Source organism: Stenotrophomonas sp. YJH_SMC_65, from assembly GCF_059369475.1.
Map to the genome: position 1 here is coordinate 70,338 of NZ_JCAFSR010000014.1, position 22,957 is coordinate 93,294.

General features: G+C 65.8%; 21 protein-coding genes and 12 tRNA genes. 28 read left to right on the forward strand and 5 right to left on the reverse strand.

Annotated elements, in window-relative coordinates; all coding sequences use genetic code 11:
* Positions 1-85: 85 nt before the first annotated feature.
* From grxC to AC5P7A_RS20080, 6 genes are all read left to right on the forward strand, one after another.
* Positions 86-376, forward strand: coding sequence for a glutaredoxin 3 (gene grxC / locus AC5P7A_RS20055; protein ID WP_004154541.1), 291 nt, complete (start codon positions 86-88; stop codon positions 374-376).
* Positions 373-765 carry a carboxymuconolactone decarboxylase family protein gene (locus AC5P7A_RS20060; protein WP_004154542.1) on the forward strand — a complete coding sequence of 131 codons (393 nt, stop codon included), beginning with the start codon at positions 373-375 and terminating at the stop codon, positions 763-765. Before grxC ends, AC5P7A_RS20060 begins: the two co-directional genes overlap by 4 nt.
* 322 nt (positions 766-1,087) lie before the next feature.
* Positions 1,088-2,092 carry an isocitrate dehydrogenase gene (locus AC5P7A_RS20065; protein WP_014036138.1) on the forward strand — a complete coding sequence of 335 codons (1,005 nt, stop codon included), beginning with the start codon at positions 1,088-1,090 and terminating at the stop codon, positions 2,090-2,092.
* A gap of 248 nt (positions 2,093-2,340) precedes the next feature.
* The gene (locus tag AC5P7A_RS20070) at positions 2,341-3,084 is read left to right on the forward strand and encodes a cysteine hydrolase family protein (RefSeq protein ID WP_495220542.1); all 744 of its coding nucleotides are present in this window, start codon (positions 2,341-2,343) and stop codon (positions 3,082-3,084) included.
* A gap of 53 nt (positions 3,085-3,137) precedes the next feature.
* On the forward strand, positions 3,138-4,046 hold the full coding sequence (locus AC5P7A_RS20075) for a LysR family transcriptional regulator (protein ID WP_032961780.1): 909 nt from the start codon (positions 3,138-3,140) through the stop codon (positions 4,044-4,046).
* Between the two features lie 25 nt (positions 4,047-4,071).
* A complete protein-coding gene (locus tag AC5P7A_RS20080) occupies positions 4,072-4,824 on the forward strand; it encodes a sulfite exporter TauE/SafE family protein (RefSeq protein ID WP_495220546.1) in 753 nt (250 codons plus the stop codon).
* Positions 4,825-4,835: 11 nt separating this feature from the next.
* Here the strand turns inward: AC5P7A_RS20080 and AC5P7A_RS20085 are convergent, their stop codons facing one another.
* Together AC5P7A_RS20085 and AC5P7A_RS20090 are read right to left on the reverse strand one after the other, a co-directional pair.
* Positions 4,836-5,456 carry a flavin reductase family protein gene (locus tag AC5P7A_RS20085; RefSeq protein ID WP_014646094.1) on the reverse strand — a complete coding sequence of 207 codons (621 nt, stop codon included), beginning with the start codon at positions 5,454-5,456 and terminating at the stop codon, positions 4,836-4,838.
* Positions 5,457-5,545: 89 nt separating this feature from the next.
* Complete coding sequence (locus AC5P7A_RS20090; protein ID WP_495220543.1) at positions 5,546-6,304, reverse strand: Bax inhibitor-1/YccA family protein; 759 nt, start codon at positions 6,302-6,304, stop codon at positions 5,546-5,548.
* A 180-nt stretch (positions 6,305-6,484) separates the two neighbouring features.
* Between AC5P7A_RS20090 and AC5P7A_RS20095 the strand changes: the two genes are divergently transcribed.
* The 18 genes from AC5P7A_RS20095 (at position 6,485) to AC5P7A_RS20180 (ending at position 17,685) form a co-directional block, all read left to right on the forward strand.
* Positions 6,485-6,561, forward strand: a tRNA-Pro gene (locus AC5P7A_RS20095).
* Between the two features lie 39 nt (positions 6,562-6,600).
* A tRNA-Arg gene (locus AC5P7A_RS20100) sits at positions 6,601-6,677 on the forward strand.
* A gap of 174 nt (positions 6,678-6,851) precedes the next feature.
* Positions 6,852-6,928: transfer RNA gene (locus AC5P7A_RS20105), tRNA-His, on the forward strand.
* 79 nt (positions 6,929-7,007) lie between these two features.
* Positions 7,008-7,083: transfer RNA gene (locus tag AC5P7A_RS20110), tRNA-Lys, on the forward strand.
* 196 nt (positions 7,084-7,279) lie between these two features.
* Positions 7,280-7,355: transfer RNA gene (locus AC5P7A_RS20115), tRNA-Lys, on the forward strand.
* Between the two features lie 220 nt (positions 7,356-7,575).
* The gene (locus tag AC5P7A_RS20120) at positions 7,576-7,944 is read left to right on the forward strand and encodes a hypothetical protein (protein ID WP_495220544.1); all 369 of its coding nucleotides are present in this window, start codon (positions 7,576-7,578) and stop codon (positions 7,942-7,944) included.
* Positions 7,945-8,083: 139 nt separating this feature from the next.
* Positions 8,084-8,168: transfer RNA gene (locus AC5P7A_RS20125), tRNA-Leu, on the forward strand.
* Between the two features lie 189 nt (positions 8,169-8,357).
* On the forward strand, positions 8,358-9,653 hold the full coding sequence (gene tig, locus AC5P7A_RS20130; RefSeq protein ID WP_032961818.1) for a trigger factor: 1,296 nt from the start codon (positions 8,358-8,360) through the stop codon (positions 9,651-9,653).
* 74 nt (positions 9,654-9,727) lie between these two features.
* On the forward strand, positions 9,728-10,354 hold the full coding sequence (clpP, locus tag AC5P7A_RS20135) for an ATP-dependent Clp endopeptidase proteolytic subunit ClpP (RefSeq protein WP_019659528.1): 627 nt from the start codon (positions 9,728-9,730) through the stop codon (positions 10,352-10,354).
* Positions 10,355-10,480: 126 nt separating this feature from the next.
* The gene (clpX, locus tag AC5P7A_RS20140; protein WP_014646099.1) at positions 10,481-11,770 is read left to right on the forward strand and encodes an ATP-dependent Clp protease ATP-binding subunit ClpX; all 1,290 of its coding nucleotides are present in this window, start codon (positions 10,481-10,483) and stop codon (positions 11,768-11,770) included.
* Positions 11,771-11,913: 143 nt separating this feature from the next.
* Positions 11,914-14,361 carry an endopeptidase La gene (gene lon / locus AC5P7A_RS20145; protein WP_014646100.1) on the forward strand — a complete coding sequence of 816 codons (2,448 nt, stop codon included), beginning with the start codon at positions 11,914-11,916 and terminating at the stop codon, positions 14,359-14,361.
* Between the two features lie 219 nt (positions 14,362-14,580).
* Positions 14,581-14,853: an HU family DNA-binding protein gene (locus AC5P7A_RS20150; RefSeq protein WP_004146343.1), complete on the forward strand. Its 273-nt coding sequence runs from the start codon at positions 14,581-14,583 to the stop codon at positions 14,851-14,853.
* Between the two features lie 11 nt (positions 14,854-14,864).
* A tRNA-Val gene (locus AC5P7A_RS20155) sits at positions 14,865-14,939 on the forward strand.
* A gap of 26 nt (positions 14,940-14,965) precedes the next feature.
* Positions 14,966-15,042, forward strand: a tRNA-Asp gene (locus AC5P7A_RS20160).
* A gap of 82 nt (positions 15,043-15,124) precedes the next feature.
* Positions 15,125-15,201 (forward strand) — tRNA-Asp (locus AC5P7A_RS20165).
* 87 nt (positions 15,202-15,288) lie between these two features.
* Positions 15,289-15,365 (forward strand) — tRNA-Asp (locus AC5P7A_RS20170).
* Between the two features lie 106 nt (positions 15,366-15,471).
* A tRNA-Asp gene (locus tag AC5P7A_RS20175) sits at positions 15,472-15,548 on the forward strand.
* Between the two features lie 181 nt (positions 15,549-15,729).
* Complete coding sequence (locus AC5P7A_RS20180) at positions 15,730-17,685, forward strand: peptidyl-prolyl cis-trans isomerase (protein WP_014646101.1); 1,956 nt, start codon at positions 15,730-15,732, stop codon at positions 17,683-17,685.
* Between the two features lie 197 nt (positions 17,686-17,882).
* Here AC5P7A_RS20180 and AC5P7A_RS20185 read toward each other — a convergent pair whose 3' ends face one another.
* The gene (locus AC5P7A_RS20185; protein ID WP_046429131.1) at positions 17,883-19,085 is read right to left on the reverse strand and encodes a lytic transglycosylase domain-containing protein; all 1,203 of its coding nucleotides are present in this window, start codon (positions 19,083-19,085) and stop codon (positions 17,883-17,885) included.
* Positions 19,082-19,846 carry a hydroxyacylglutathione hydrolase gene (gloB, locus tag AC5P7A_RS20190; protein WP_049440253.1) on the reverse strand — a complete coding sequence of 255 codons (765 nt, stop codon included), beginning with the start codon at positions 19,844-19,846 and terminating at the stop codon, positions 19,082-19,084. Before gloB ends, AC5P7A_RS20185 begins: the two co-directional genes overlap by 4 nt.
* Positions 19,847-19,857: 11 nt before the next feature.
* Between gloB and AC5P7A_RS20195 the strand changes: the two genes are divergently transcribed.
* Genes AC5P7A_RS20195 through dnaQ form a run of 3 tightly spaced genes read left to right on the forward strand, consistent with a single transcriptional unit; the run spans position 19,858 to position 21,703 of the window.
* Entirely contained in the window at positions 19,858-20,502 is a 645-nt protein-coding gene (locus AC5P7A_RS20195) for a methyltransferase domain-containing protein (protein WP_495220545.1), read from the forward strand.
* Between the two features lie 12 nt (positions 20,503-20,514).
* Positions 20,515-20,967: a ribonuclease HI gene (gene rnhA, locus AC5P7A_RS20200; RefSeq protein ID WP_014646157.1), complete on the forward strand. Its 453-nt coding sequence runs from the start codon at positions 20,515-20,517 to the stop codon at positions 20,965-20,967.
* A 4-nt stretch (positions 20,968-20,971) separates the two neighbouring features.
* Complete coding sequence (gene dnaQ / locus AC5P7A_RS20205; protein ID WP_014036152.1) at positions 20,972-21,703, forward strand: DNA polymerase III subunit epsilon; 732 nt, start codon at positions 20,972-20,974, stop codon at positions 21,701-21,703.
* 111 nt (positions 21,704-21,814) lie between these two features.
* Here dnaQ and AC5P7A_RS20210 read toward each other — a convergent pair whose 3' ends face one another.
* Positions 21,815-22,519 carry a PP2C family protein-serine/threonine phosphatase gene (locus tag AC5P7A_RS20210; protein WP_014036153.1) on the reverse strand — a complete coding sequence of 235 codons (705 nt, stop codon included), beginning with the start codon at positions 22,517-22,519 and terminating at the stop codon, positions 21,815-21,817.
* Positions 22,520-22,684: 165 nt separating this feature from the next.
* On the opposite strand from AC5P7A_RS20210, the gene AC5P7A_RS20215 reads away from it, so the two are divergent.
* A tRNA-Ser gene (locus AC5P7A_RS20215) sits at positions 22,685-22,775 on the forward strand.
* Positions 22,776-22,957: the final 182 nt, after the last annotated feature.

Sequence of the window (22,957 nt, forward strand, 5' to 3'; positions counted from 1 at the left end):
TTAATCCACAGTGTTGCGGCCGTGGCGTGGAAATTCCAGCGCACCGGTACCATATGTAGACCGTCGATCCATCGTGGAGTTTCCCGTGACAGCCCAGACCGCCGGCGGTGCCCCCGCCATCACCATCTATTCCACCGCCGTCTGCCCGTACTGCGTGGCCGCCAAGAACTTCCTGAAGAGCAAGGGCCAGCAGTGGACCGAGGTCCGCATCGACCTGGACCCGGCCGAGCGCGAGAAGATGATGGCGCTGACCCGCCGCACCAGCGTGCCGCAGATCTTCGTCGGCGACGTCCATGTCGGCGGCTACGACGACATGATGGCCCTGCACCGTGAAGGCAAGCTCGAGCCGCTGCTGGCCGGGCAGGGCCAGGCATGAGCGCGGCCGACGACGGCAGCAAGGACCGCATCGCCGAGTTCACCGAGTTCCGCAAGCGCATGAACGAGCGGATCCTGGGTGAGCCGAACCAGGTGGTGCGCCGCTTCTTCGCGCTGGACACGCAGACCTACCAGGCCGGCGCGCTGGACGTGAAGACCAAGGAGCTGCTGGGCCTGGTGGCCTCGATGGTGCTGCGCTGCGACGACTGCATCAGCTATCACGTGGCCCAGTGCAAGGACGCCGGCGTGACCCGCGAGGAGTTCTTCGAGACCTTCTCGGTCGGCCTGGTGGTGGGCGGATCGATCGTGATCCCGCACCTGCGCCGCGCGGTCGACTTCCTCGACCAGCTTGAAGGTGGCGCCGCCGCCCCGGCAGCGCACGAGCACTGAGGGGCGTGCCGGCCGCTGGCCGGTATTCCCTGAATCCGGCATGGCCGGGGTTGCCGGCCAGCGGCCGGCACTACCGCACCCGCGAGGGGCCTTCCCACGATCCAACAGCCCAGGAGCCCCCTTGTTGTTCAAGGGGGCGCGCCGACAGGCGCGGGGATAAGGCGGAATGCGCGGGCAATTCTGCCTGGGCCGGGCACTGGGACCATGGTCTATTTGGGACCTCGGCCCCGGCTCAGGCATAATTGCCGGTGAAACTTCCTTTGCGCCGGCGTTTCCGGGCACGTCCGGACGGCGTTTTTCCCCCTGTTCGGAACATCGATCAATGACGCAGAAAATTACGGTCATCCGCGGCGACGGCATTGGCCCGGAAATCATGGACGCCACCCTGTTCGTGCTCGACCAGCTCAAGACTGGCCTGGAGTACGAAGACGCCGACGCCGGCCTGGTGGCCCTGGAAAAGCACGGCGACCTGATGCCGGCAGTGACCCTGGAATCGATCGCGCGCAACAAGGTCGCGCTGAAGAGCCCGCTGACCACCCCGGTCGGTGGTGGCTTCACCTCGATCAACGTCAGCCTGCGCCGCCACTTCGACCTGTACGCCAACGTGCGTCCGGCCCACACCTTCCCGAACACCAAGTCGCGTTTCGACAACGTCGACCTGATCACCGTCCGTGAGAACACCGAAGGTGCCTACCTGGCCGAAGGCCAGGAAGTGTCGGCCGACGGCGAAACCGCCTTCTCCGGCACCCGCATCACCCGCAAGGGCTCCGAGCGCATCGTGCGCTACGCCTTCGAGCTGGCCAAGAGCACTGGCCGCAAGAAGGTCACTGCCGTGCACAAGGCCAACATCATCAAGTCGACCTCGGGCCTGTTCCTGAACGTCGCCCGTGAAGTCGCCGCACAGTACCCGGAGATCGAGTTCCAGGAAATGATCGTCGACAACTGCTGCATGCAGCTGGTGATGCGTCCGGAACAGTTCGATGTGATCGTCACCACCAACCTGTTCGGCGACATCATCTCCGACCTGTGCGCCGGTCTCGTCGGCGGCCTGGGCCTGGCCCCGGGTGCCAACATCGGCAAGGACGCGGCGATCTTCGAAGCCGTGCACGGCACCGCGCCGGACATCGCCGGCCAGGGCAAGGCCAATCCGTGCGCGCTGCTGCTGGCAGCCGCGCAGATGCTGGACCATGTCGGCCAGCCGGAAAACGCCGAGCGCCTGCGCAAGGCCATCGTGGCGACCATGGAAGCCAAGGATTCGCTGACCGGCGACCTGGGCGGCACCGGCACCACCATGAGCTTTGCCCAGGCCATCGCCAGCCGCCTGTAAGCGGCCGGCCGACCTCGGTTGGATCCACAGCGGGGCGCCTTCGGGCGGCCCGTTGCGTTGTGGGCCGGCCCGGTAGATCCACGCCGTGCGTGGAATGACGGGGCCTTGGTCCGCAGCCACCCATGGGGTGGCTCTACATGGAAATTGTCTGTGCGTACATTGCACAGATCATGTGCCGCTACGCGGCTGGTTCGTGCGTCATGCGCTCCGCATCCTGTGCCCACTTCCCAACGCACTGGAGCTCGAACATGAACCTCACCGCCTTCGGCCTGGCCAGCCTGATCGGCATGGACACCACCGCCCCGGTCGCCGCCGCCGAGCCGGCCCATCCCACCATCCGCCACATGGCTGGCGCGCCGGTCGCGACCTCGCTGGATGCGGCAAAGACCGCCGTGCTGGTCATCGACTTCCAGAATGAGTACTTCGATGCCACGGCCGCACCGGGCTTTGCCGGTGGCCGCATGGTCATTCCCGATGGCGTGGCCGCGCTGCGGCAGGCGAAGCGGGTGGTCGAATTCGCCGATGCCCATGGCATCCGCGTGATCCATGTGCAGCACGTGCTGCCGGCGGGTGCGCCGCTGTTCGCACAGGGCAGCGTCAATGCTGCCTTCCATCGCGACCTGCAGCCGCGCCAGGGCGAGACCGTGGTGCAGAAGGACAATGTCAGCGTGTTCGCCGGCGCGTCCTCCACCGTGCTCGACCCGCTGCTGAAGAACGCCGGCATCGACACCCTGATCGTCACCGGCCTGCAGACCCATGCCTGCGTGGCTGGTGCCGCGCGCGACGCGGCGGCCGCGCCCCGTGGTTACCGGGTGATCGTCTCGTCCGATGCCAGCGCCAGCCGTGACCTGGACCTGGCTGGCGGCCGGCGCATCGGCCATCGCACGCTGCATGAAGCCGCTCTGGCCCAGATCGAGGACGCCTTCGGCGATGTCATGACGACTGACGCGATCCTGGCACTGCCGGTGCGCAAGGCCGGCGACGGCGCTTGATAAGCTGGCGGGGCCCGCATGCCGCGGGCTCCGCCACGTGGAGCTGCCCGCCGATGGATCACTTCGCTGCCCTGCGTGCACTGCGCGCCATCGTCGATGCGGGCAGCTTCACCGCGGCAGCCGAGCGCCTCGGTACCACCCACTCGGCGATGTCGCGGCAACTGCGGCAGCTGGAAGAACACCTGCAGGTGCGCCTGCTCGATCGCAACAGCCGCCGGCTGTCGTTGACCGAGGCCGGGCGCGACTACTACCGTGAGGCGGCAACGCTGCTGGACCGCCTGCAGGAAGCCGACGACCGTGCCCGTGCCGGGCAGGCGCAGCCCAGTGGAAGCGTGAGGATCAGCGTGCCGCAGGTGGTGGCCAGCCAGGAGCTGCCGCACTGGCTGCCGTCATTCCTGCAGCGTTACCCCCAGGTCACGCTGGACCTGTCGGCCGATGACCAGCTGGTCGATGTGGTCGGTGGTGGTTTCGACCTGGCCCTGCGCATCGCGGCTTCACTGCCGGACAGCCAGCTGGTCGCGCGCGAGCTGGCCAGCTGCCCGCGCATCCTGGTCGCCGCACCGGCCTACCTGGCACACCACGGACTGCCGCGGCAGGCAGCGGACCTGGCTCATCACACGCTGCTGGGTTTCAGTCCCACGCCAGCAATGCCGCCCTGGCAGTTGCAGGGGCCGCGCGGCGCAACCGCGAGCATCGAAGCCGGGCAGCGCCTGCGCGTGGATGCCACGCCCGCACTGTACGCCGCCGCGCTGGCCGGCATGGGCATCAGCCTGTTCACCGCCTTCACCGTGCAGGAGGATCTGCGCGCCGGTCGTTTGATCCGCGTGCTGCCGGCCTGGCATGCGGGCCAGCGACGCTACTTCGCGCTGTACCCGCATGCACGTGCACTGGCGCCCAAGGTGCGTGCGCTGGTCGAGCATCTCGCGGCGCACTACGCTGCACAGGTGAGCGCGGCAGGGTAGTCGCGCGGTTGCAGCCGGGGTGATGATGGAGTCGGTGTATCTGCTGGTCGCGCTTGGCGCGATCGTCGCCGGATTCGTACAGGGCCTGACCGGTTTCGCCTTCGGGATGGTAGCGATGTCGTTCTGGGCATGGGGGCTGGAGCCGCGACTGGCCGCTGCGCTGTCGGTGTTCGGCGCGCTGGTCGGTCAGCTGGTGGCCGTGTTCACCGTGCGGCGTGGCTTCAACCTGCGCCTGCTGCTGCCGTTCGTGCTGGGCGGCCTGGCGGGCATTCCGCTCGGCGTGATGGTACTGCCACACCTGGACATGGACTGGTTCAAGGCGCTGCTGGGCGGCTTCCTTGCGCTGTGGTGCCCGGTGATGCTGATGGCGCGATCATTGCCGCCGATCCGCGTGGGTGGTCGCATCGGTGACGCGATCGCCGGCATGGCAGGTGGGGTGCTCAGCGGCATCGGCGGTTTCGCCGGACCGGTGCCGACGCTGTGGAGCACGCTGCGTGGCTTCGGCAAGGACGAGCAGCGCGCGGTCATCCAGAACTTCAACCTGGCGATGCTGGCAGTGACCATGGCCACCTATGTCGGCAGCGGCCTGGTGAGCCGGCAGATGCTGCCGTACTTCGCCATCGTGGCGCCGGCGATGCTGGTGCCGACCCTGCTGGGTGCGCGCGTCTACATCGGCATCAGCGAGGCGCGCTTCCGGCAGATCGTACTGAGCCTGTTGACCGCGTCGGGCATCGCATTGCTGGCGTCGTCGATGCCGGTGCTGCTGGCGCGGCCGTAACCGGTTGAACGTCAGGTCGGGCGGAACATGCGGAAGCGCTGTCCGGCGCCGATGCGGAAGTAGTCGGCAGGCCCGCCGCCGCGCAGGATCGGGGCCGCCGCAGCGGTGTCGTAGATGCCATCGACCAGCAGCCGTTCATCGATATGCACCGTCACCACTTCGCCCAGCACCAGCCAGCCGTTGGTGTCCTGGCCGGCGGCATCGCGCAGGCGGACGATCTGCGTGCAGCGGCATTCCATGCTTACCGGGCTCTGTGCCACGCGGGGCGGTGTGACCTGCGTTGAGGCCAGTGGCGTCAGGCCGGCAAGGACGAACTCGTCGACATCCGGCGCGACCGCACGGCAGCTTTCGTTCATCGCCTCGGCCAGGTCGAAGGTGGCCAGGTTCCACACGAATTCACCGGTGGCTTCAATGTTGCGCAGCGAGTCTTTGCGGCCCTGGCTGGAGAAGCCGATGATCGGCGGGGTGTAGTTGAAGGCGTTGAAGAAGCTGTAGGGCGCCAGGTTCAACGTGCCCTGTGCGTCGCGGCTGGAAATCCAGCCGATCGGGCGCGGGCCGATGATGGCGTTGAACGGGTCATGCGGCAGACGGTGGCCCTCTGCCGGGCGGTAGCTGTGGAAGGTGTCGGGCATGGGGGCAGGGGACGTGTGGGCTTGCTCGACTCTACAAAAAAGCCGCGACCCTTGCGGATCGCGGCTTGTCTCTCTCGGCGTGGCTGGACTCAGCGCTGCTGGATCTTCGACAGCAGGCGCAGGAACTCCACATACAGCCAGACCAGGGTCACCATCAGGCCGAATGCGCCATACCACTCCATGTACTTCGGCGCGCGCTGGGCCACGCCGGTTTCGATGAAGTCGAAGTCCAGCACCAGGTTCAGCGCCGCCACGACCACCACGAACAGGCTGAAGGCGATGCCCAGCCAGCTGGAGTCGTGGATCACCGGCACGTTGATGTTGAAGAAGCCCAGCACGAACGAGGCCAGGTAGAGCAGGGCGATGCCGCCGGTGGCGGCGACCACGCCCAACTTGAAGTTCTCGGTGGCCTTGATCACGCCGCTGCGGTACGCGAACAGCAGCGCAAACAGGGTGCCGAAGGTCAGCAGCACGGCCTGGAACACGATGCCCGAGAACTTGGCGTTGAACAGGGCCGAGATGGCGCCGAGGAACACGCCTTCCACCAGCGCATACATCGGCGCGGTGACCGGCGACCATTCCTTCTTGAAGATGGTGATCAGCGCCAGCACCAGGCCGCCGATGGCGCCGCCCATGGCATACAACCTGGCTCCGGCCATGACCTGGCCGTAGTCGTCGATGGTCTGGTTCCAGGCGAAAGCGGCCGTCAGCACGGTCAACAGCAGCAGGAAACCGGTCTTGTTGACGGTGCCGTTGAGGGTCATTGCCTGGTCGGGGCTGGTCACCACCGAACCGCTGGCGAGGTCGAGGAAGGTCGACTCGGAAAGAGCCGGGTTGCCGCTGCGCATGCGTGTTCTCCGTGCGAATGAGGGTCAGGACGGCCATCCGGCCGATGGGCGTGAGCATAGCCGATGACTGCTTTTGGCGTTGTGGCAGGCCGCGGAACTGCGCATCCTTCGTTGACAGTTCCCAACGCGCTTGGCGACAATGACCAACTCCCCGGGCCTGACCCGAGGGGATTGCAAGACCGGGGTATAGCGCAGTCTGGTAGCGCGCCTGCTTTGGGAGCAGGATGTCGGGGGTTCGAATCCCTCTACCCCGACCAATCCCACGTCACGTCGGATTGGACACCGTTCCGGTTCGGGCGCCCGTAGCTCAACTGGATAGAGCACCGGCCTTCTAAGCCGGCGGTTACAGGTTCGATTCCTGTCGGGCGCGCCATTGGCGGGACAGCGGGATCGCATCGGCGGATGTGAAGAAGTGCTTGCAAAAGCGTAAAGACTCCACCAGAATATCGGACTCGCTTCGGCGGACCGGAACTTCGGTGACAGTCTCCAGGCAAGGTTTCAAGGTTCCAGTGCTGGCGGTATCGGCGGTGGAGCGAAAGTTTCAGTGGTGGCTGTAGCTCAGTTGGTTAGAGTACCGGATTGTGATTCCGGTGGTCGGGGGTTCGAATCCCCTCAGCCACCCCACTGATTCAACCGCATCGGCGCAGCCGAAACGGTATTGCAATAAACAGAAAGCACGCTACAATGTGCGTCTGAGTTTCACGGGCCGTTAGCTCAGTTGGTAGAGCAGTTGACTCTTAATCAATAGGTCCAAGGTTCGAATCCTTGACGGCCCACCAAGACGGAAGCCACCTGGTACGCCAGGTGGCTTTTTTCTTATAGGTGTGACCCTTTCGTTTCAATGGGCCACACGTTGCAGGGCCCCGCCTGGCGTGGATCTGCAGCGCATCGGGATCGCAGTGCTGGTTTCAACGATGTTGAAGAAAGTGCTTGCACCCACCGAGCGGATCGGGTCATAATTCGCGCCCCGATTTCGGGCTGTTAGCTCAGTTGGTAGAGCAGTTGACTCTTAATCAATAGGTCCAAGGTTCGAATCCTTGACAGCCCACCAGACGAAAGCCACTTGGTCATCCAGGTGGCTTTTTTCTTGCCCGCACGCCGGGTTGCGCTTCATCCACGCATGGCGTGGATCTACTGAAGCAGTGCTGAAATCAGGGGCATACGCGTCATCAGTGTTTTCAATGCTGTGCACTGCTTCTCACCGCATGGCGTCCTGCATCGCACCCAATAGATCTTTCGCGCCGATGGCGCATGCAGGAAGGAAGATGTTGATGGCTGAGATCGCTCGATTGCACGGCACGGTGTGGATTCCCTTCGCGTTGATGGCACTGGCGGCCTGCACGCCGGGCAATGATCCCGCGCAGGCTGTCGAGCGTGATGCGGGCGCAGAGCGCATTCCGGCGCGCCAGATCGACGACGCCATGCAGTTGCGGCCGGCCCGGCCCGCGGAGGGGGAGGTCCTGCCCGGCGCGGTGGACGTACAGCGCAATGCGGACGGTTCGGTGGATGTGCGCAGGGATGCGCCGGCGTCGGTGGCCCTGCGTCGCACCGACGATGGGGGCGTGGAGGTCCGGAAGGTGGATGCGGCCGTCGACCCGGGCACAGGTGCGGCGCCGGCCCGCACGGTACCGCAGCAGTAGGCTGCGGCCAGCCCGGCGGGTCGCGCACCCGCCGGAGTGGCTGCGATGCAGCGATGGCGCGGAGCGTAGTGGATTCAGCTTTGTGCAGGCCTTCCGATTCCAGTCGCCGCCTGCGACAATGAACACCTGTGCCGGCCACGCGAAAGTGGCGGAATTGGTAGACGCCCTGGATTTAGGTTCCAGTGCCGCAAGGCGTGGGGGTTCGAGTCCCCCCTTTCGCACCAGTGCCGGCCTGTCCCCGCCCTGATCGGGCCATCGGCGCCCCCTTGACCGGCACGCGCTGGCAGTGCAGGCCGAATTGGGCGAAACTAAAGGGCTGCGGCAAGCAGGCGCGTCCCAGACGTCGTGTCCTAACAACCGTTTCATCCCAATCATCGAGCCGGGGGCCTGGGCCACCGGTGGCAGGAGTCAACATGCAAGCTTCGATCGAATCCACCGGCAACCTGGAACGCCGCCTGAGCTTCTCGCTGCCGGAAGAGCGTCTGCAGAGCCACATCGCCGGCCGCCTGGGCGAAATCGCCCGTACCACCCGCATCAAGGGGTTCCGTCCGGGCAAGGTGCCGGCCAAGGTGATCGAGCAGCGCTTCGGCGCGCAGGTCCGTGGCGAGGCGCTGGACGGCCTGCTGCGCGAGACCTTCGACGCGGCCGTGCGCGAGCACGACCTGCGCGTCGTCGGCAGCCCGCGCATCGACAAGGGCGACGAGGGTGAGTTCTCCTTCGTGGCCACCGTGGAAGTGGTGCCGGACTTCGGCGACATCGACGTCAGCAAGCTGACCGTCGTGCGCCACACCGCCGAGATCACCGACGCCGACATCGACCAGATGATCGAGAACCTGCAGAACCAGCGTCGCACCTGGGCCCCGGTCAGCCGTGGCGCGCAGGACGGTGACCTGGTCGCGGTGGAAACCTGGTCGCAGGCCGGCGAAGAGCGCCTGCCGGCCGAGGGCACCGAGAAGGGTTCGATCGTGCTCGGCCAGGGCATGATGTTCGACACCATCGAAAAGGGCCTGGTCGGCCTGGCCAAGGGCGAAGAGAAGACCCTGGACGTCGAGTTCCCGGCTGACTGGCGCGTGCCGGTGCTGGCCGGCAAGACCGTGCAGGTCACCGTCAAGGTTGCCGAAGTGTCCGAGCCGGTCGTGCCGGCGGTCGACGAAGCCTTCATCAAGAGCTTCGGCGTGAAGGGGGGCGACGTCGAGCAGTTCCGCAGCGACATCCGTGCCAACCTGGAGCGTGAGCTGAAGGGCGCGCTGATGAACCGCCTGCGCCGCGAAGTGGGCGAGCAGCTGATCGCGGCCTACTCGTCGGTGGAAATGCCGCCGCGCCTGGTCGAGAACGAAGCCCGCGCCATGCTGGCCCAGCAGGTCGAGCAGCTGCGCCGCAACGGCCAGAACGTCGGCGAGATCCCGGCCGATGCCCACGAAGGCTTCAAGGACGCCGCCGCCAAGCGCGTGCTGGTCGGCCTGCTGGTCGGTGAAGTGGCCCGCATCAACGACCTGCGCCTGGAAGCCAAGCGCCTGAACGAAACGATGCGTCTGATCGCCTCGACCTACGAAGAGCCGGAGCAGGTCATTGAGATGTACCGCAACGACCCCCAGCTGATGTCTGGCCTGCAGAACCGTGTGATGGAAGAGCAGGTGATCGACTGGATCGCCGAGCGTGCCCAGCACACCGAAGAGAAGCTGTCGTTCCAGGACGCGATCCGCCAGTAAGCCGGCGGATCACCGGATGCCCCGCGCCTTTGCCGGCGCGGGGTTGTTGCCCCCCAAGATAGGTACCTCACGTAATGGACAACCGAACCAAAGCCCTGAACCTGGTTCCGATGGTGGTCGAGCAGACCAGCCGCGGCGAGCGTGCCTACGACATCTATTCGCGCCTGTTGAAGGAGCGCCTGATCTTCCTCGTGGGCCCGATCGACGATCACATGGCCAACGTGGTGGTGGCGCAGTTGCTGTTCCTGGAATCGGAGAACCCGGAAAAGGACATCAACATCTACATCAACTCGCCGGGTGGCGTGGTCACCGCCGGCATGGCGATCTACGACACCATGCAGTACATCAAGCCGAATGTGAGCACCACCTGCATCGGCCAGGCCGCCTCGATGGGCGCCCTGCTGCTGGCCGCGGGCGAAGCCGGCAAGCGCTATGCGCTGCCGAACTCGCGCGTGATGATCCACCAGCCGCTGGGCGGCTATCAGGGCCAGGCCACCGACATCGACATCCACGCCCGTGAGATCCTGACCCTGCGTTCGCGCCTGAACGAGATCCTGGCCAAGCACACCGGCCAGTCGCTGGAGACGATCGCCCGCGACACCGAGCGCGACAACTTCAAGAGCGCCTTCGAGGCGCAGGCCTACGGTCTGGTCGACCAGGTCCTGGAGCGTCGTCCGGATGAGTCGATCCAGGCCGGTTGACCGGCCTTCACGGGGCCAGGGAGGCCCCGTTCCTGCAGGGTCGGGCGGGACTGGTGTCCCCTCGGCCCTGTGCTATTCTCGAATCGAACCCCCGTTCAGCGGGTGGGGTAACTGGGTAAGCGAAGCATGAGCGAAGACCGCCAAGGTCGTTCCACGGACACCGGCAAGATCCTCTACTGCTCTTTCTGCGGCAAGAGCCAGCATGAAGTGCGCAAGCTGATTGCGGGTCCGAGCGTATTCATCTGCGATGAGTGCGTGGAGCTGTGCAACGACATCATCCGTGAGGAACTTGAGGAAAAGGCGCAGTCGGCGCGCAGTTCGCTGCCCAAGCCGCGCGAGATCCTCGAGGTCCTCGACCAGTACGTGATCGGCCAGAACCGCGCCAAGCGCACCCTGGCCGTGGCCGTGTACAACCACTACAAGCGCATCGAGAGCCGGCAGAAGAACGACGACGTCGAACTGGCGAAGTCGAACATCCTGCTGGTCGGCCCGACCGGTTCGGGCAAGACGCTGCTGGCCGAAACCCTGGCCCGCCTGCTCAACGTGCCGTTCACCATGGCCGACGCCACCACGCTGACCGAAGCCGGTTACGTGGGCGAGGACGTGGAGAACATCATCCAGAAGCTGCTGCAGAAGTGCGACTACGACGTCGAGAAGGCACAGCAGGGCATCGTCTACATCGATGAAATCGACAAGATCTCGCGCAAGAGCGAGAACCCGTCGATCACCCGCGATGTGTCCGGCGAAGGCGTGCAGCAGGCCCTGCTGAAGCTGATCGAAGGCACCGTGGCCAGCGTTCCGCCGCAGGGCGGGCGCAAGCATCCGCAGCAGGAATTCCTGCAGGTGGACACCAAGAACATCCTGTTCATCTGCGGCGGCGCGTTCGCCGGGCTGGACAAGGTGATCCAGGCCCGTTCCACCGACGTCGGCAGCATCGGCTTCGGCGCCAAGGTGAAGAGCAGCGAGCGCAAGCAGGAAGTGGGCAAGGTGCTGGCCGAAGTCGAGCCGGAAGACCTGATCAAGTTCGGCCTGATTCCGGAGTTCGTCGGCCGCCTGCCGGTGGTGGCGACCCTGGAGGAGCTGGACGAGCCGGCCCTGATCAAGATCCTGACCGAGCCGAAGAACGCCATCACCAAGCAGTTCAAGAAGCTGTTCGAGATGGAGAACGTCGAGCTGGAGTTCCGTCCGGACGCGTTGTCGGCCATCGCCAGGAAGGCGCTCAAGCGCAAGACCGGTGCCCGTGGCCTGCGCACCATCGTCGAATCGGTCCTGCTGGACACCATGTACGACCTGCCGTCGCAGGAAAACGTCAGCAAGGTGGTGGTGGACGAATCGGTGATCGAGCACAAGTCCGAGCCGTACCTGATCTACCAGACCCCGGCGGTCCCTGAACAGAAGGCCGCAGGCGCCGAGTGATCCTTCCAGGTTGTTGATTGGAAAGGATTTTCAAGGAATGCCTTGCATCTGAAAGCCGATGGCCCCATAACGGGGCCATCGGCTTTTTTTGTCTCCGGAAGATGCCCTCCCGGAGGCGGTTTCCCCCCTTCCCTGGAGCCCCCATGGCCCGTTCCCCAAGTGAAACCCTCGACCTGCCGGTCCTGCCGCTGCGCGACGTAGTGGTGTTCCCGCACATGGTCATTCCGCTGTTCGTCGGCCGTGACAAGTCCATGCACGCGCTCGAACAGGCAATGGAGGCGGACAAGCGCATCCTGCTGCTGGCGCAGAAGTCGGCCGAAACCGACGACCCGCATGCGGCCGACCTCTACCAGGTCGGTACGCTGGCGCAGGTGCTGCAGCTGCTGAAGCTGCCCGACGGCACCATCAAGGTGCTGGTCGAAGGCCTGTCGCGCGTGCAGGTCACCCACGTTGACGAGCGCAACGGCTCGCTGCACGGCCAGGCCGTGGAGATCGACGCCAGCGACGAGCGCGAAGCGCGCGAGGTCGAGGCGATCGCCCGCTCGCTGATGTCGCTGTTCGAGCAGTACGTGAAGACCAACCGCAAGCTGCCGCCGGAACTGCTGCAGACGCTGTCGGGCATCGATGAGCCGGCGCGCCTGGCCGACACCATCGCCGCGCACATCAGCGTGCGCCTGGCCGACAAGCAGCGCCTGCTGGAAACGCTGGCCGTCGGTGACCGCCTGGAGATGCTGGTCGGCCTGGTCGACGGCGAGATCGACGTGCAGCAGATGGAGAAGCGCATCCGCGGCCGCGTGAAGTCGCAGATGGAGAAGAGCCAGCGCGAGTACTACCTCAACGAACAGATGAAGGCCATCCAGAAGGAACTGGGTGACCTGGACGATGCGCCTGGCGAGCTTGAAGAGCTGGCGCGCAAGATCGCCGAGGCCGGCATGCCGAAGGCCGTTGAGGCCAAGGCGCGCAACGAGCTGAACAAGCTCAAGCAGATGTCGCCGATGTCGGCCGAAGCGGCGGTCGTGCGCAACTACCTGGAGTGGTTGCTGGGCGTGCCGTGGAAGAAGCGCAGCAAGGTTCGCAAGGACCTGAAGGTGGCGCAGGACACCCTCGATGCCGATCACTACGGGCTGGAGAAGGTCAAGGAACGCATCCTTGAATACCTGGCGGTGCAGTCGCGCGTGAAGCAGATGAAGGGCCCGATCCTGTGCCTGGTCGGGCCGCCGGGCGTGGGCAAGACCTCGCTGGGACAGTCCATCGCCAAGGCCACCAACCGCAAGTTCGTGCGCATGTCGCTGGGCGGCGTGCGTGACGAGGCCGAGATCCGTGGCCACCGTCGCACCTACGTCGGTTCGATGCCGGGCCGCATCGTGCAGAACCTCAACAAGGTCGGCAGCAAGAACCCGCTGTTCGTGCTCGACGAGATCGACAAGATGTCGATGGACTTCCGCGGCGATCCGTCCTCGGCGTTGCTGGAAGTGCTCGACCCTGAGCAGAACAACGCGTTCAACGACCACTACCTGGAAGTGGACCTGGACCTGTCTGAAGTGATGTTCGTGGCCACCTCGAACTCGCTCAACATTCCCGGCCCGCTGCTGGACCGCATGGAAGTGATCCGCATCCCCGGCTACACCGAGGATGAGAAGCTCAACATCGCCACCCGTTACCTGGTGCCCAAGCAGGTCAAGGCCAACGGCCTGCAGCCGGAAGAGCTGGAGATCGGCAGTGACGCCATCCAGGACATCGTGCGCTACTACACGCGCGAGTCGGGCGTGCGCAACCTGGAACGCGAGATCGCCAAGATCTGCCGCAAGGTGGTGAAGGAGATCGCGCTGGCCGGCCCGCAGCCGGTGAAGGCGAAGAAGGGCGCGAAGAAGAAGGCGCTGGTGAGCGTGTCCAGCAAGAACCTGGACAAGTACCTGGGCGTGCGTCGCTTCGACTTCGGCCGTGCCGAGGAAGAGAACGAGATCGGCCTGGTCACCGGCCTGGCCTGGACCGAGGTGGGTGGCGATCTGCTGCAGATCGAATCGACGCTGGTGCCGGGCAAGGGCCAGCTGATCCTGACCGGCCAGCTCGGCAACGTGATGAAGGAATCGGCTTCAGCGGCGCTGTCGGTGGTGCGTTCGCGCGCCGTCGGCTTCGGCATCGACAGCGACTTCCTGCAGAAGCACGACGTGCACCTGCATGTGCCCGATGGCGCTACGCCGAAGGACGGCCCGAGTGCCGGCGCGGCGATGGTCACCTCGCTGGTATCGATGCTGACCAAGGTGCCGGTGCGTGCCGACGTGGCGATGACCGGCGAGATCACCCTGCGTGGTCGCGTCACGGCCATCGGTGGACTGAAGGAGAAGCTGCTGGCCGCACTGCGTGGCGGAATCCGCACGGTCATCATTCCCGAGGAGAACCGCAAGGACCTGGCCGACATCCCGGCCAACGTCACCCGCGATCTGGAGATCGTGCCGGTGAAGTACATCGAAGAAGTCCTGGACCTGGCGCTGGAGCGTCCGTTGGCACCGAAGAAGGCGCGCAAGAGTGCGCAACGTGTCACGGTGCGCAGCAAGGCCAAACCGAGTGGAAACGCGCGCGTCAAGCATTGACGCGCGCTGTCCAATGGCCCGAAACCCGCGTCGTTGCTGGCTTTCCAGCTTGCGTGGGGGTAGGGCCACTGGTATAAAAGCAGCACTCGCGAATGAGTGATCGCAGTCTGGCGATCGCTGAATTCGGCGAACCGTTTCCACATGGCGGCCGCATGCAGAGCGCGTGCGGTTGCTTCCCTGTCGAATAAGCGGAACCCACCGCCAAAGGAGTTGTAGAGAATGAACAAGACCGAATTGATCGATGCCGTTGCTGAAGCTGCAGACCTGACCAAGGCCGAGTCCAGCCGCGCTGTCGATGCCGTCGTTGCTGCCGTCACCAAGGCGCTGAAGGACGGCGATGCGGTCACCCTGGTTGGCTTCGGTACCTTCCAGGTCCGCGACCGTGCTGCCCGCACCGGCCGCAACCCGAAGACCGGCGACACCATCAAGATCGCTGCTTCGAAGAATCCGTCGTTCAAGGCTGGTAAGGCCCTGAAGGATGCTGTAAACTAAGCGGCTCGCTGGGGTGCTTAGCTCAGCGGTAGAGCGTCTCCTTTACACGGAGAGGGTCGGGGGTTCGAAACCCTCAGCACCCACCACAGCACCGCGGTAAAAGTTTGAGTGTGGAGCGGTAGTTCAGCTGGTTAGAATGCTGGCCTGTCACGCCGGAGGTCGCGGGTTCGAGTCCCGTCCGCTCCGCCATTCAACGAGGCCTCCGGCCAAAAGCTGGAGGCTTTGTTTTCTCCCGGTCCAGGCCGGCTGAAAGCAAAAAGGGTAACAACGCGGAGCGGTAGTTCAGCTGGTTAGAATGCTGGCCTGTCACGCCGGAGGTCGCGGGTTCGAGTCCCGTCCGCTCCGCCACTACATCGAGGCCCCCGGCCTGAAGCTGGGGGCCTTGTCTTCTCACCGACAGGTTCGGAATGAAGGCGAAAAGGTTTTTGCAAGAACGGAGCGGTAGTTCAGCTGGTTAGAATGCTGGCCTGTCACGCCGGAGGTCGCGGGTTCGAGTCCCGTCCGCTCCGCCATTGCAGAATTCTTAAGTCCCTGTGAAAAAACTTTGAAAAAAGTGTTCATCGGGCTGGGTTTCCAGGGAGTCTTCGGATATACTGGGCGCCTGCAAAGTTCAAGCGCGGAGCGGTAGTTCAGCTGGTTAGAATGCTGGCCTGTCACGCCGGAGGTCGCGGGTTCGAGTCCCGTCCGCTCCGCCAACTTCAAAAGCCCTCGGCGCAAGCCGGGGGCTTTTTCTTTGCGCCATGGTGGAAATGGCCGACACGCGGATGGCGCATGCCTGCCGATGTGGGCGCAGGCCGCGCTGGCGCTGCTTTTGGTCCCTGCGGCGAAGCGGGTTACACTGCCGGGCTCGCCAATAAGGCCTTGTGATTCCTCACCATGCTGCAGAAACTCCGCGACAAGACCTCAGGCTGGATCGTCACTGTGATCCTGGGGCTGCTGATGATTCCGTTCCTGTTCGTGATCGACAACAGCTACCTCGGTGGCGTTGGCGCACAGAACGTGGCCAAGGTTTCCGCGCCGCCGACCTGGTGGCGTTCGGCGCCGTCGTGGTGGCCGGTGCGCATGCTGTGGCAGCACCACGAGATCAGCTCGCAGGATTTCCGCACGCGTTTCGAGCAGGAGCGCATGCGTGAGCGCCAGCAGCAGGGCGACAACTTCGACCCGCGCGCGTTCGAGAGCACCGAGAACAAGATGGCCGTGCTCGATCAGCTGATCGACGAGCAGGTCGTGCGCCTGGTCGGTGAGCAGGCAGGCGTGGTGATCGGCGACGGCGCGGTGCGCGAGTACATCGCGACCATGCCCGCATTCCTCGATTCGAACGGCAAGTTCAACGAGAACAACTATCGCCTGGCCCTGGCCGGCGGCAACCCGCCGCGTACGCCGACCCAGTTCCAGGAGCTGGTGCGCGAGAGCCTGCAGCAGTCGGTGATTCCGTCGGGCCTGCAGAGCTCCGGCTTCGTCACCCAGGCCGAGACCGAGCGCCTGTTGAAGCTGCTGGGCGAAACCCGCGACGTCGAGCTGGCCGCGTTGCCGCCCGTACCGGCCGATACCGCGCCGGTGACCGATGAGCAGATCAAGCAGTGGTACGACAGCCACGGCAAGGATTTCCGCCAGGCCGAGAGCGTGTCGCTGGAGTACGTCGAGATCAACGGCGCGAACCTGCCGGCACCGGCGGCGGCCGATGAAGCCACCCTGCGCAAGCGCTATGAAGACGAGAAGGCGAAGTTCACCTCGCCGGAGCAGCGCCAGGCCTCGCACATCCTGATCACCGGTGACGGTGCAGAAGCCAAGGCGAACAGGATCGCTGCCGAAGCCAAGGCCGCTGGTGCCGATTTCGGCGCGCTGGCCAAGGCCAATTCGGAAGATCCGGGCTCCAAGGACCAGGGCGGTGACCTGGGTTGGGTCGAGCGCGGTGCGATGGTGAAGCCGTTCGAGGACGCGCTGTTTGCGGCCAAGGCCGGTGACGTGATCGGCCCGGTGAAGACCGAGTTCGGTTACCACATCATCAAGGTGGCCGCTGTGCGCGGTGGCCAGGGCAAGTCGTTCGAGGAAGTGCGTGACACGCTGGCCGCCGAACAGCTGAAGGCCGACGGTGAGCGCGGCTTCAACGAGCTGGCCGGTCGCCTGGTCGATGCCATCAACAAGAGCCCGAGCGATCTGGCCGCTGCCGCCAAGGAAGTGAACCTGCCGCTGCAGACGCTGGGCCCGATCACCCGCGCGACCGCCAGTGGCATCGCGGCTGACCCGGCCGTGCTGCGTGCGGCGTTCTCCGACGTGCTGGTGCAGGACGGTACCGCCAGTGACCCGATCGCCCTGGGGGGCGCGACCAACCACAGCGTGGTCATCCGCGTGGCTGCGCACACCCCGGAACAGGCCCTGCCGCTGGACAAGGCTCGTGACCAGGTGATCGCCGCGATCCGCGCTGACCGCCAGCGCCAGGCCAGCGACAAGGCGGCCGATGCGATCCTGGCCAAGCTGAAGGCGGGTGCCACCCTGCAGTCGCTGGCCGCCAGCGAGAAGCTGCAGCTGAGCCCGATGCCGGGCCTGCCGCGCAGCCAGCCGGTGCCGACCCCGGAAATCAACCGCGCGATCTTCAGTGCGCCGGTGCCGGCCGAAGGCAAGCCGAGCTATGGCAAGGTCGACGTCAATGGCCACGCGCTGCTGTTCGCGGTGAACAAGGTCAATCCGGGCGACATCAAGGAAGTGACTGCAGAGCAGCAGAAGCAGCTGAAGGAACAGCTGAGCCAGATCGATGGCATGGCCGCGGCCAAGGCCTACATCGAGGCGATGCGCAAGAAGTTCGTGATCCAGACCACCGAGGCGAACCTGTAAGCCTTGCGGTTGCATCCATGAGAAAGGCCCGGCACTGCCGGGCCTTTTTTTGTGCGGGCGCTGCTGGAAATCGAATTGTAGAGCCGAGCCCGTGCTCGGCTGGTCATGAACCCCGACAAGTCGCAGGCAAGAAAAAAGCCGAGCAAGGGCTCGGCTCTACAGAAAACAGGGCAGGGCGCGGCGGTGCCGCGCCGGACTCAGTCTTCCACGCGCAGCACGGCGCCCGGCTTCAGCACGCTGCTGCCGCTCAGGCCGTTCAGCGACAACAGGGCCTTGACCGGCATGCCGTAGCGGCGGGCGATGGTCCAGGCCGACTCGCCATCACGCACGGTGTGGCGGCGGCTGCGCGGACGATCAGCGATCGCGGCGACGGTCTTGGCCACCTGCGGCGTCGGTGCTGCGGTGGCGACTGGCGCAGCGCTGGCGACCAGGGCGGATGCGGTGTCCGCCACCGTCGCATTGGCAGCCGAGACAGGAGCCAGCACGCGGGTGGTACCCGACGAGGCGCGGCCACCGCCCGCCAGGGCGGGGTTGAGGCGGGCGATCCTGGCCGGGTCCAGGGCGCGCTGTGCGGCCCACTGCTGGACGCTGGTGCCGGCGGGCAGGGTGTGGTCCTTCAGCACCGGCACGGTGCGGTCCAGCGAGGCCATCACGCCCGGCTGGTCTTCCACGTCTTCCAGCACGCAGGCCAGGGCATGCAGCTTCTCGACGTAGGCATGGGTGACCGGCGACAGGCCGGGCAGCGCCGACGGCTTGGCGTTCTGCGCGTTCATGCCGGCCTTGCGCATGGACTGCAACACGCGGTACTCACCGGCGTTGTAGGCCATGGTGGCCAGGCGCCAGTCGCCGCCGAACATGCCGTGCAGGGTCTTCAGGTAGCGCACTGCGGCCTGGGTGGAATCGACCGCCGACAGGCGGCCATCGTAGCCGTTGGCCATGGGCACGCGGTGGTTGCGCGCGGTGGTGGCGATGAACTGCCACAGGCCGGTCGGGCCGCTGCCATTGCGGGCATTGGGCCGGTAGCCGCTTTCCACGAACGGGATCAGTGCGAATTCGGTAGGCAGGTTGGCCTTGCGCAGCTCTTCAACCACGTAGCCGAACAGCACCAGCGCATCGTCATCCTGGTTGGCCAGGCGCGACGGGGCGTGGGCGAACTGCTTCTGCCAGCGCGGGCTGGTGGCCTCGGCATTGCAGGTGGGCTCGGCCAGGCCGTCGCGGAAGCTGGAGAAGATCTCCTGGCCATTGCGGACCGACGCGGCCGGCAACGCGGCCGGATCCAGCGGCAGGGCCGCCGCGGCGGCCAGGTTCTGGCCGATGCCCGCGCCCAGCGACTGGGCACCGGCGGTTCCGGCCAGCCCCAGGACCAGGCCCAGGGCCAGCGGCAGACTTCGGCGCATCATGCGCGGAAGCCGTCTTTCCAGTGCCGGAGACCGGCCATGACGTCGACGTCGTCAACGACGTCGCGGCCCAGGTGCGCCGACACTGCCGCGCGGATCGGCGCCGTGTGCACACGCAGGAACGGATTGCAGTCGAATTCGTTGGCCAGGGTTACCGGCAGGGTGGAACGGTCATCGCGGCGCATGGCCAAAGCCTCCTCTTGGCGCTGCCACAGGGCAGCGTTGGCGGGGTCGACATGCCGCGCGAAGACGGCATTTGACACGGTGTACTCGTGGGCGCAACAAAGCAGCAGTTGCGCGGGCAAGGTACCCAGCTTGCGCATCGATGCCAGCAGCTGGGACGGCGTACCTTCGAACAGGCGTCCACAGCCCAGGCTGAACAACGAATCTCCGCTGAAAAGATGTTCAGCAGTGTGAAACGCGATGTGGCTGCGGGTATGCCCGGGCACGGATAGTACGTGGAACGTCCGGCCCAGTGCCTGAACGCGTTCACCTTCGCCGACCCGCTCGGTCGCTGCAGGGATGCGCTCCTCGACGGGCGCGATGACCCGTACACCGGGAAAACGTGCCCGCAACGCGGGCACGCCACCGATGTGGTCATCGTGATGATGGGTGAGCAGGATCGTGTCCACGCGCAGGCCCTGATCGGCCAGCGCAAGCACCGGCGCGGCATCGCCGGGATCGACGACCACGGCGGCGCCAGCGTCGTCGATCAACGTCCAGATGTAGTTGTCCGCAAATGCGGGCAGGGCAGTCAGTCGCATAGAATTGGACCATGCCCGCGCTGCAGAGCACCCGTCAAGCGAGCCAGGCCCCGTGGTTCGACACTGAACCGGCGGGCTCCTTGCGCGTGGCGGAGCGGCAGTTGCTGCTGCCGCAGCTGTCTGTCCTGCCGAAGCAGCCCTGGCTGTGGATCGCACCGAGTGCGGCCTGGCTGGAGGATGCGCAGCTGGGCGGGCGCGGGCTGCGGCTGTTCCGGCAGGGTCAGGGCTATGCCGGCGACACCCGCTGTGCGCTGCCGCTGCCGCTGGCCAGCGAGAGCGTCAACGCGGTCGTGCTGCAGCATGTGACCGCGGGCGATGCGGAGCGACTGCTGGACGAGTGCGAGCGCGTGCTGATGCCGGGCGGCCACCTGTGGCTGAGCAGCCTCAACCCGTTCAGCCCTTACCGCACGCATTGGCGCCAGCACGGACTGGTGGTGCGCACGCCACAGCGGATCCGCCTGCTGCTCGGCCGCCACGGGCTGGAGTGCGACGATATGCGTTACCTCGGCCCGCTCTGGCGCGGTGCAGGCAGTCGCCGCACGGGCGGTTGGGCGCCGCTGCGCGCGGCCTGCCTGTTCCATGCTGAAAAGCGCACGCTGGCCCTGCCCGGGCCGAAACCGTTGCCGGTGCGTTGGCTCGGCACCGTTGCCACCTGATCTGGAGTTGTATTGAAAACCATCGAAATCCACACCGACGGTTCCTGCCTTGGCAATCCCGGCCCCGGCGGCTGGGCTGCGCTGCTGCGCTACAAGGGCCACGAGCGTGAACTGAGCGGCGGCGAAGCGCACACCACCAACAACCGGATGGAGCTGATGGCGGCCATTTCCGGGTTGGAGACGCTCACCGAGCCCTGCAACATCGTGCTCTATACCGATTCGCAGTACGTGCGGCAGGGCCTGACGCAGTGGCTGCCCGGCTGGATCCGCAAGAACTGGAAGACCGCCGGCGGCGACCCGGTGAAGAACCGCGAGCTGTGGGAGCGCCTGCATGCCGCGACGCTGCGGCATCAGATCGACTGGCGCTGGGTAAAGGGCCACTCCGGTGACCCGGACAACGAGCGGGTGGATACGCTGGCGCGCAACGCGGCCATCCAGATCCGCGACGCCAGCCCGGTAAACTGAGCCCATGCGTCAGATCATCCTCGATACCGAAACCACCGGCCTGGAATGGAAGAAGGGCAACCGCATCGTCGAAATCGGCTGCGTGGAGCTGTTCAAGCGCCGCCCGACCGGCAACAACTACCACCAGTACATCAAGCCGGACTGCGAGTTCGAACAGGGCGCGCAGGAAGTCACCGGCCTGACCCTGGAGTTCCTGGCTGACAAGCCGGACTTCGCGCAGATCGCCGATGAGTTCCTGGCCTTCATCGATGGCGCCGAGCTGATCATCCACAACGCGGCGTTCGACCTGGGCTTCCTCGACAACGAGCTGTCGCTGCTGGGCCCGCAGTACGGGAAGATCACCGATCGCTGCACGGTGATCGATACCCTGGTGATGGCGCGCGAGCGCTTCCCGGGCCAGCGCAATTCGCTGGATGCGCTGTGCAAGCGACTGGGCGTTGACAACTCGCACCGTGCGCTGCACGGCGGCCTGCTCGATGCGCAGATCCTGGGTGACGTGTACATCGCGCTGACCTCGGGGCAGGAAGAGATCGGATTCGGCCTGGGGGATGACGATGGCGGTGGCGCCGGTGCGGCGCTGCAGGCCTTCGATACCAGCAAGCTGCTGCCGCGCCCGCGCGTAGTGGCCACGCCGTCGGAGCTGGAAGCGCATGCCGCGCGGCTGGAGCGGCTGCGCAAGAAGGCCGGCCACGCACTGTGGGATGGGCCGAAGGTGGAAGAGCCCGCCAGCGCGTAATGCCTGGAAGAGGTAGTGCCGGCCGCTGGCCGGCATCTGCGTGAACACGTTTCCCGGTGAGCCGGCCAGCGGCCGGCACTACCGCCTCCACGCATGGCGTGGATCTACGGGTTAATGGCAGCGCACCAGGATCACGCTGATGTTGTCGCGGCCACCGCCGTCGAGCGCGGCGGCGACCAGCGTGTCCACGCATTCCTGTGCGCTTGCATCCTCGAAGGCGAGGGTGCGGGCGATGCCGCGGTCGTCCACTTCCTCGGTCAGGCCGTCACTGCACAGCAGCAGCTGCATGCCGGGGCGCAGCTCGCCGCTGGTGGTGGCCACGTTCAGATGTGCCGGATCGGTGACGCCCAGCGCCTGGGTGACCACGTTGCGATGTGGATGCGCGCGTGCCTGTTCGGCCGTCAGGTTGCCCTGCGCGACCAGTTCCTGCACCACGCTGTGATCCTGGCTGAGCTGTGCCAGCTGGCCGTCACGCCAGAGGTAGGCACGGCTGTCGCCGACCCATGCCACTTCATAACGATTGCCCTGCACGCGTGCGGCGACCACGGTGGTACCCATCGGCAGGGTGTCGTTGCGCCGCCGCGAGGCGCGGATGATCTCTTCGTCGGCGGTGCGGATGGCCTGGGCCAGCGGCGCGCCACGGCGGATCTCGCGCACGATGGTTTCGCGCGCCAGCGCGCTGGCCACCTCGCCGCAGGCGTGGCCGCCCATGCCATCGGCCACCAGCCACAGGGCCAGCTCGCTGTCACCGTAGTAGGTGTCTTCGTTGAGCTCGCGGCGCAGGCCGGGGTGGGTGAGGTGTCCGAATTCGATCATGGTGTGCAGGGGCGGGGTATTGCTGGGGAGACAGGCATCATCGGGGGGCTGCGGGCATCCGGCAAGGCATGCATCCGGGAAATTTTCACTTCATTGACCGGAATGACTTGTCGTCGGCCTGACTTCCTCGTATGATGCGCGTCCCCGGTCCGCCGGGGACCACCCGGAGAGGTGGCAGAGTGGTTGAATGTACCTGACTCGAAATCAGGCAGGCGTTTATAGCGCCTCGGGGGTTCGAATCCCCCCCTCTCCGCCAGATAAAGAAAAAGGGCTGCCGAAAGGCAGCCCTTTTTCTTTATCTGGCGCGGGACGCGACGCGCTCTGCGCGTCGCCCCACACGTTGCTGCGCAACGCGTGGGCCCCTCCCTTTGCCGGCCTCTCCCCGCCCCTGTCGGGGCAGCCCCTCAACAGAGGGGCTTGGTCCTCCAGATGCATCAC

Excerpts from the sequence above, each read along its gene's own strand:
- AC5P7A_RS20060 (WP_004154542.1), top strand. The coding sequence starts at position 373 with ATGAGCGCGGCCGACGACGGCAGCAAGGACCGCATCGCCGAGTTCACC.
- AC5P7A_RS20065 (WP_014036138.1), top strand. The coding sequence starts at position 1,088 with ATGACGCAGAAAATTACGGTCATCCGCGGCGACGGCATTGGCCCGGAA.
- AC5P7A_RS20070 (WP_495220542.1), top strand. The coding sequence starts at position 2,341 with ATGAACCTCACCGCCTTCGGCCTGGCCAGCCTGATCGGCATGGACACC.
- AC5P7A_RS20075 (WP_032961780.1), top strand. The coding sequence starts at position 3,138 with ATGGATCACTTCGCTGCCCTGCGTGCACTGCGCGCCATCGTCGATGCG.
- AC5P7A_RS20080 (WP_495220546.1), top strand. The coding sequence starts at position 4,072 with ATGGAGTCGGTGTATCTGCTGGTCGCGCTTGGCGCGATCGTCGCCGGA.
- AC5P7A_RS20085 (WP_014646094.1), bottom strand. The coding sequence starts at position 5,456 with ATGCCCGACACCTTCCACAGCTACCGCCCGGCAGAGGGCCACCGTCTG.
- AC5P7A_RS20090 (WP_495220543.1), bottom strand. The coding sequence starts at position 6,304 with ATGCGCAGCGGCAACCCGGCTCTTTCCGAGTCGACCTTCCTCGACCTC.
- AC5P7A_RS20120 (WP_495220544.1), top strand. The coding sequence starts at position 7,576 with ATGGCTGAGATCGCTCGATTGCACGGCACGGTGTGGATTCCCTTCGCG.
- tig (WP_032961818.1), top strand. The coding sequence starts at position 8,358 with ATGCAAGCTTCGATCGAATCCACCGGCAACCTGGAACGCCGCCTGAGC.
- clpP (WP_019659528.1), top strand. The coding sequence starts at position 9,728 with ATGGACAACCGAACCAAAGCCCTGAACCTGGTTCCGATGGTGGTCGAG.
- clpX (WP_014646099.1), top strand. The coding sequence starts at position 10,481 with ATGAGCGAAGACCGCCAAGGTCGTTCCACGGACACCGGCAAGATCCTC.
- lon (WP_014646100.1), top strand. The coding sequence starts at position 11,914 with ATGGCCCGTTCCCCAAGTGAAACCCTCGACCTGCCGGTCCTGCCGCTG.
- AC5P7A_RS20150 (WP_004146343.1), top strand. The coding sequence starts at position 14,581 with ATGAACAAGACCGAATTGATCGATGCCGTTGCTGAAGCTGCAGACCTG.
- AC5P7A_RS20180 (WP_014646101.1), top strand. The coding sequence starts at position 15,730 with ATGCTGCAGAAACTCCGCGACAAGACCTCAGGCTGGATCGTCACTGTG.
- AC5P7A_RS20185 (WP_046429131.1), bottom strand. The coding sequence starts at position 19,085 with ATGATGCGCCGAAGTCTGCCGCTGGCCCTGGGCCTGGTCCTGGGGCTG.
- gloB (WP_049440253.1), bottom strand. The coding sequence starts at position 19,846 with ATGCGACTGACTGCCCTGCCCGCATTTGCGGACAACTACATCTGGACG.
- AC5P7A_RS20195 (WP_495220545.1), top strand. The coding sequence starts at position 19,858 with ATGCCCGCGCTGCAGAGCACCCGTCAAGCGAGCCAGGCCCCGTGGTTC.
- dnaQ (WP_014036152.1), top strand. The coding sequence starts at position 20,972 with ATGCGTCAGATCATCCTCGATACCGAAACCACCGGCCTGGAATGGAAG.
- AC5P7A_RS20210 (WP_014036153.1), bottom strand. The coding sequence starts at position 22,519 with ATGATCGAATTCGGACACCTCACCCACCCCGGCCTGCGCCGCGAGCTC.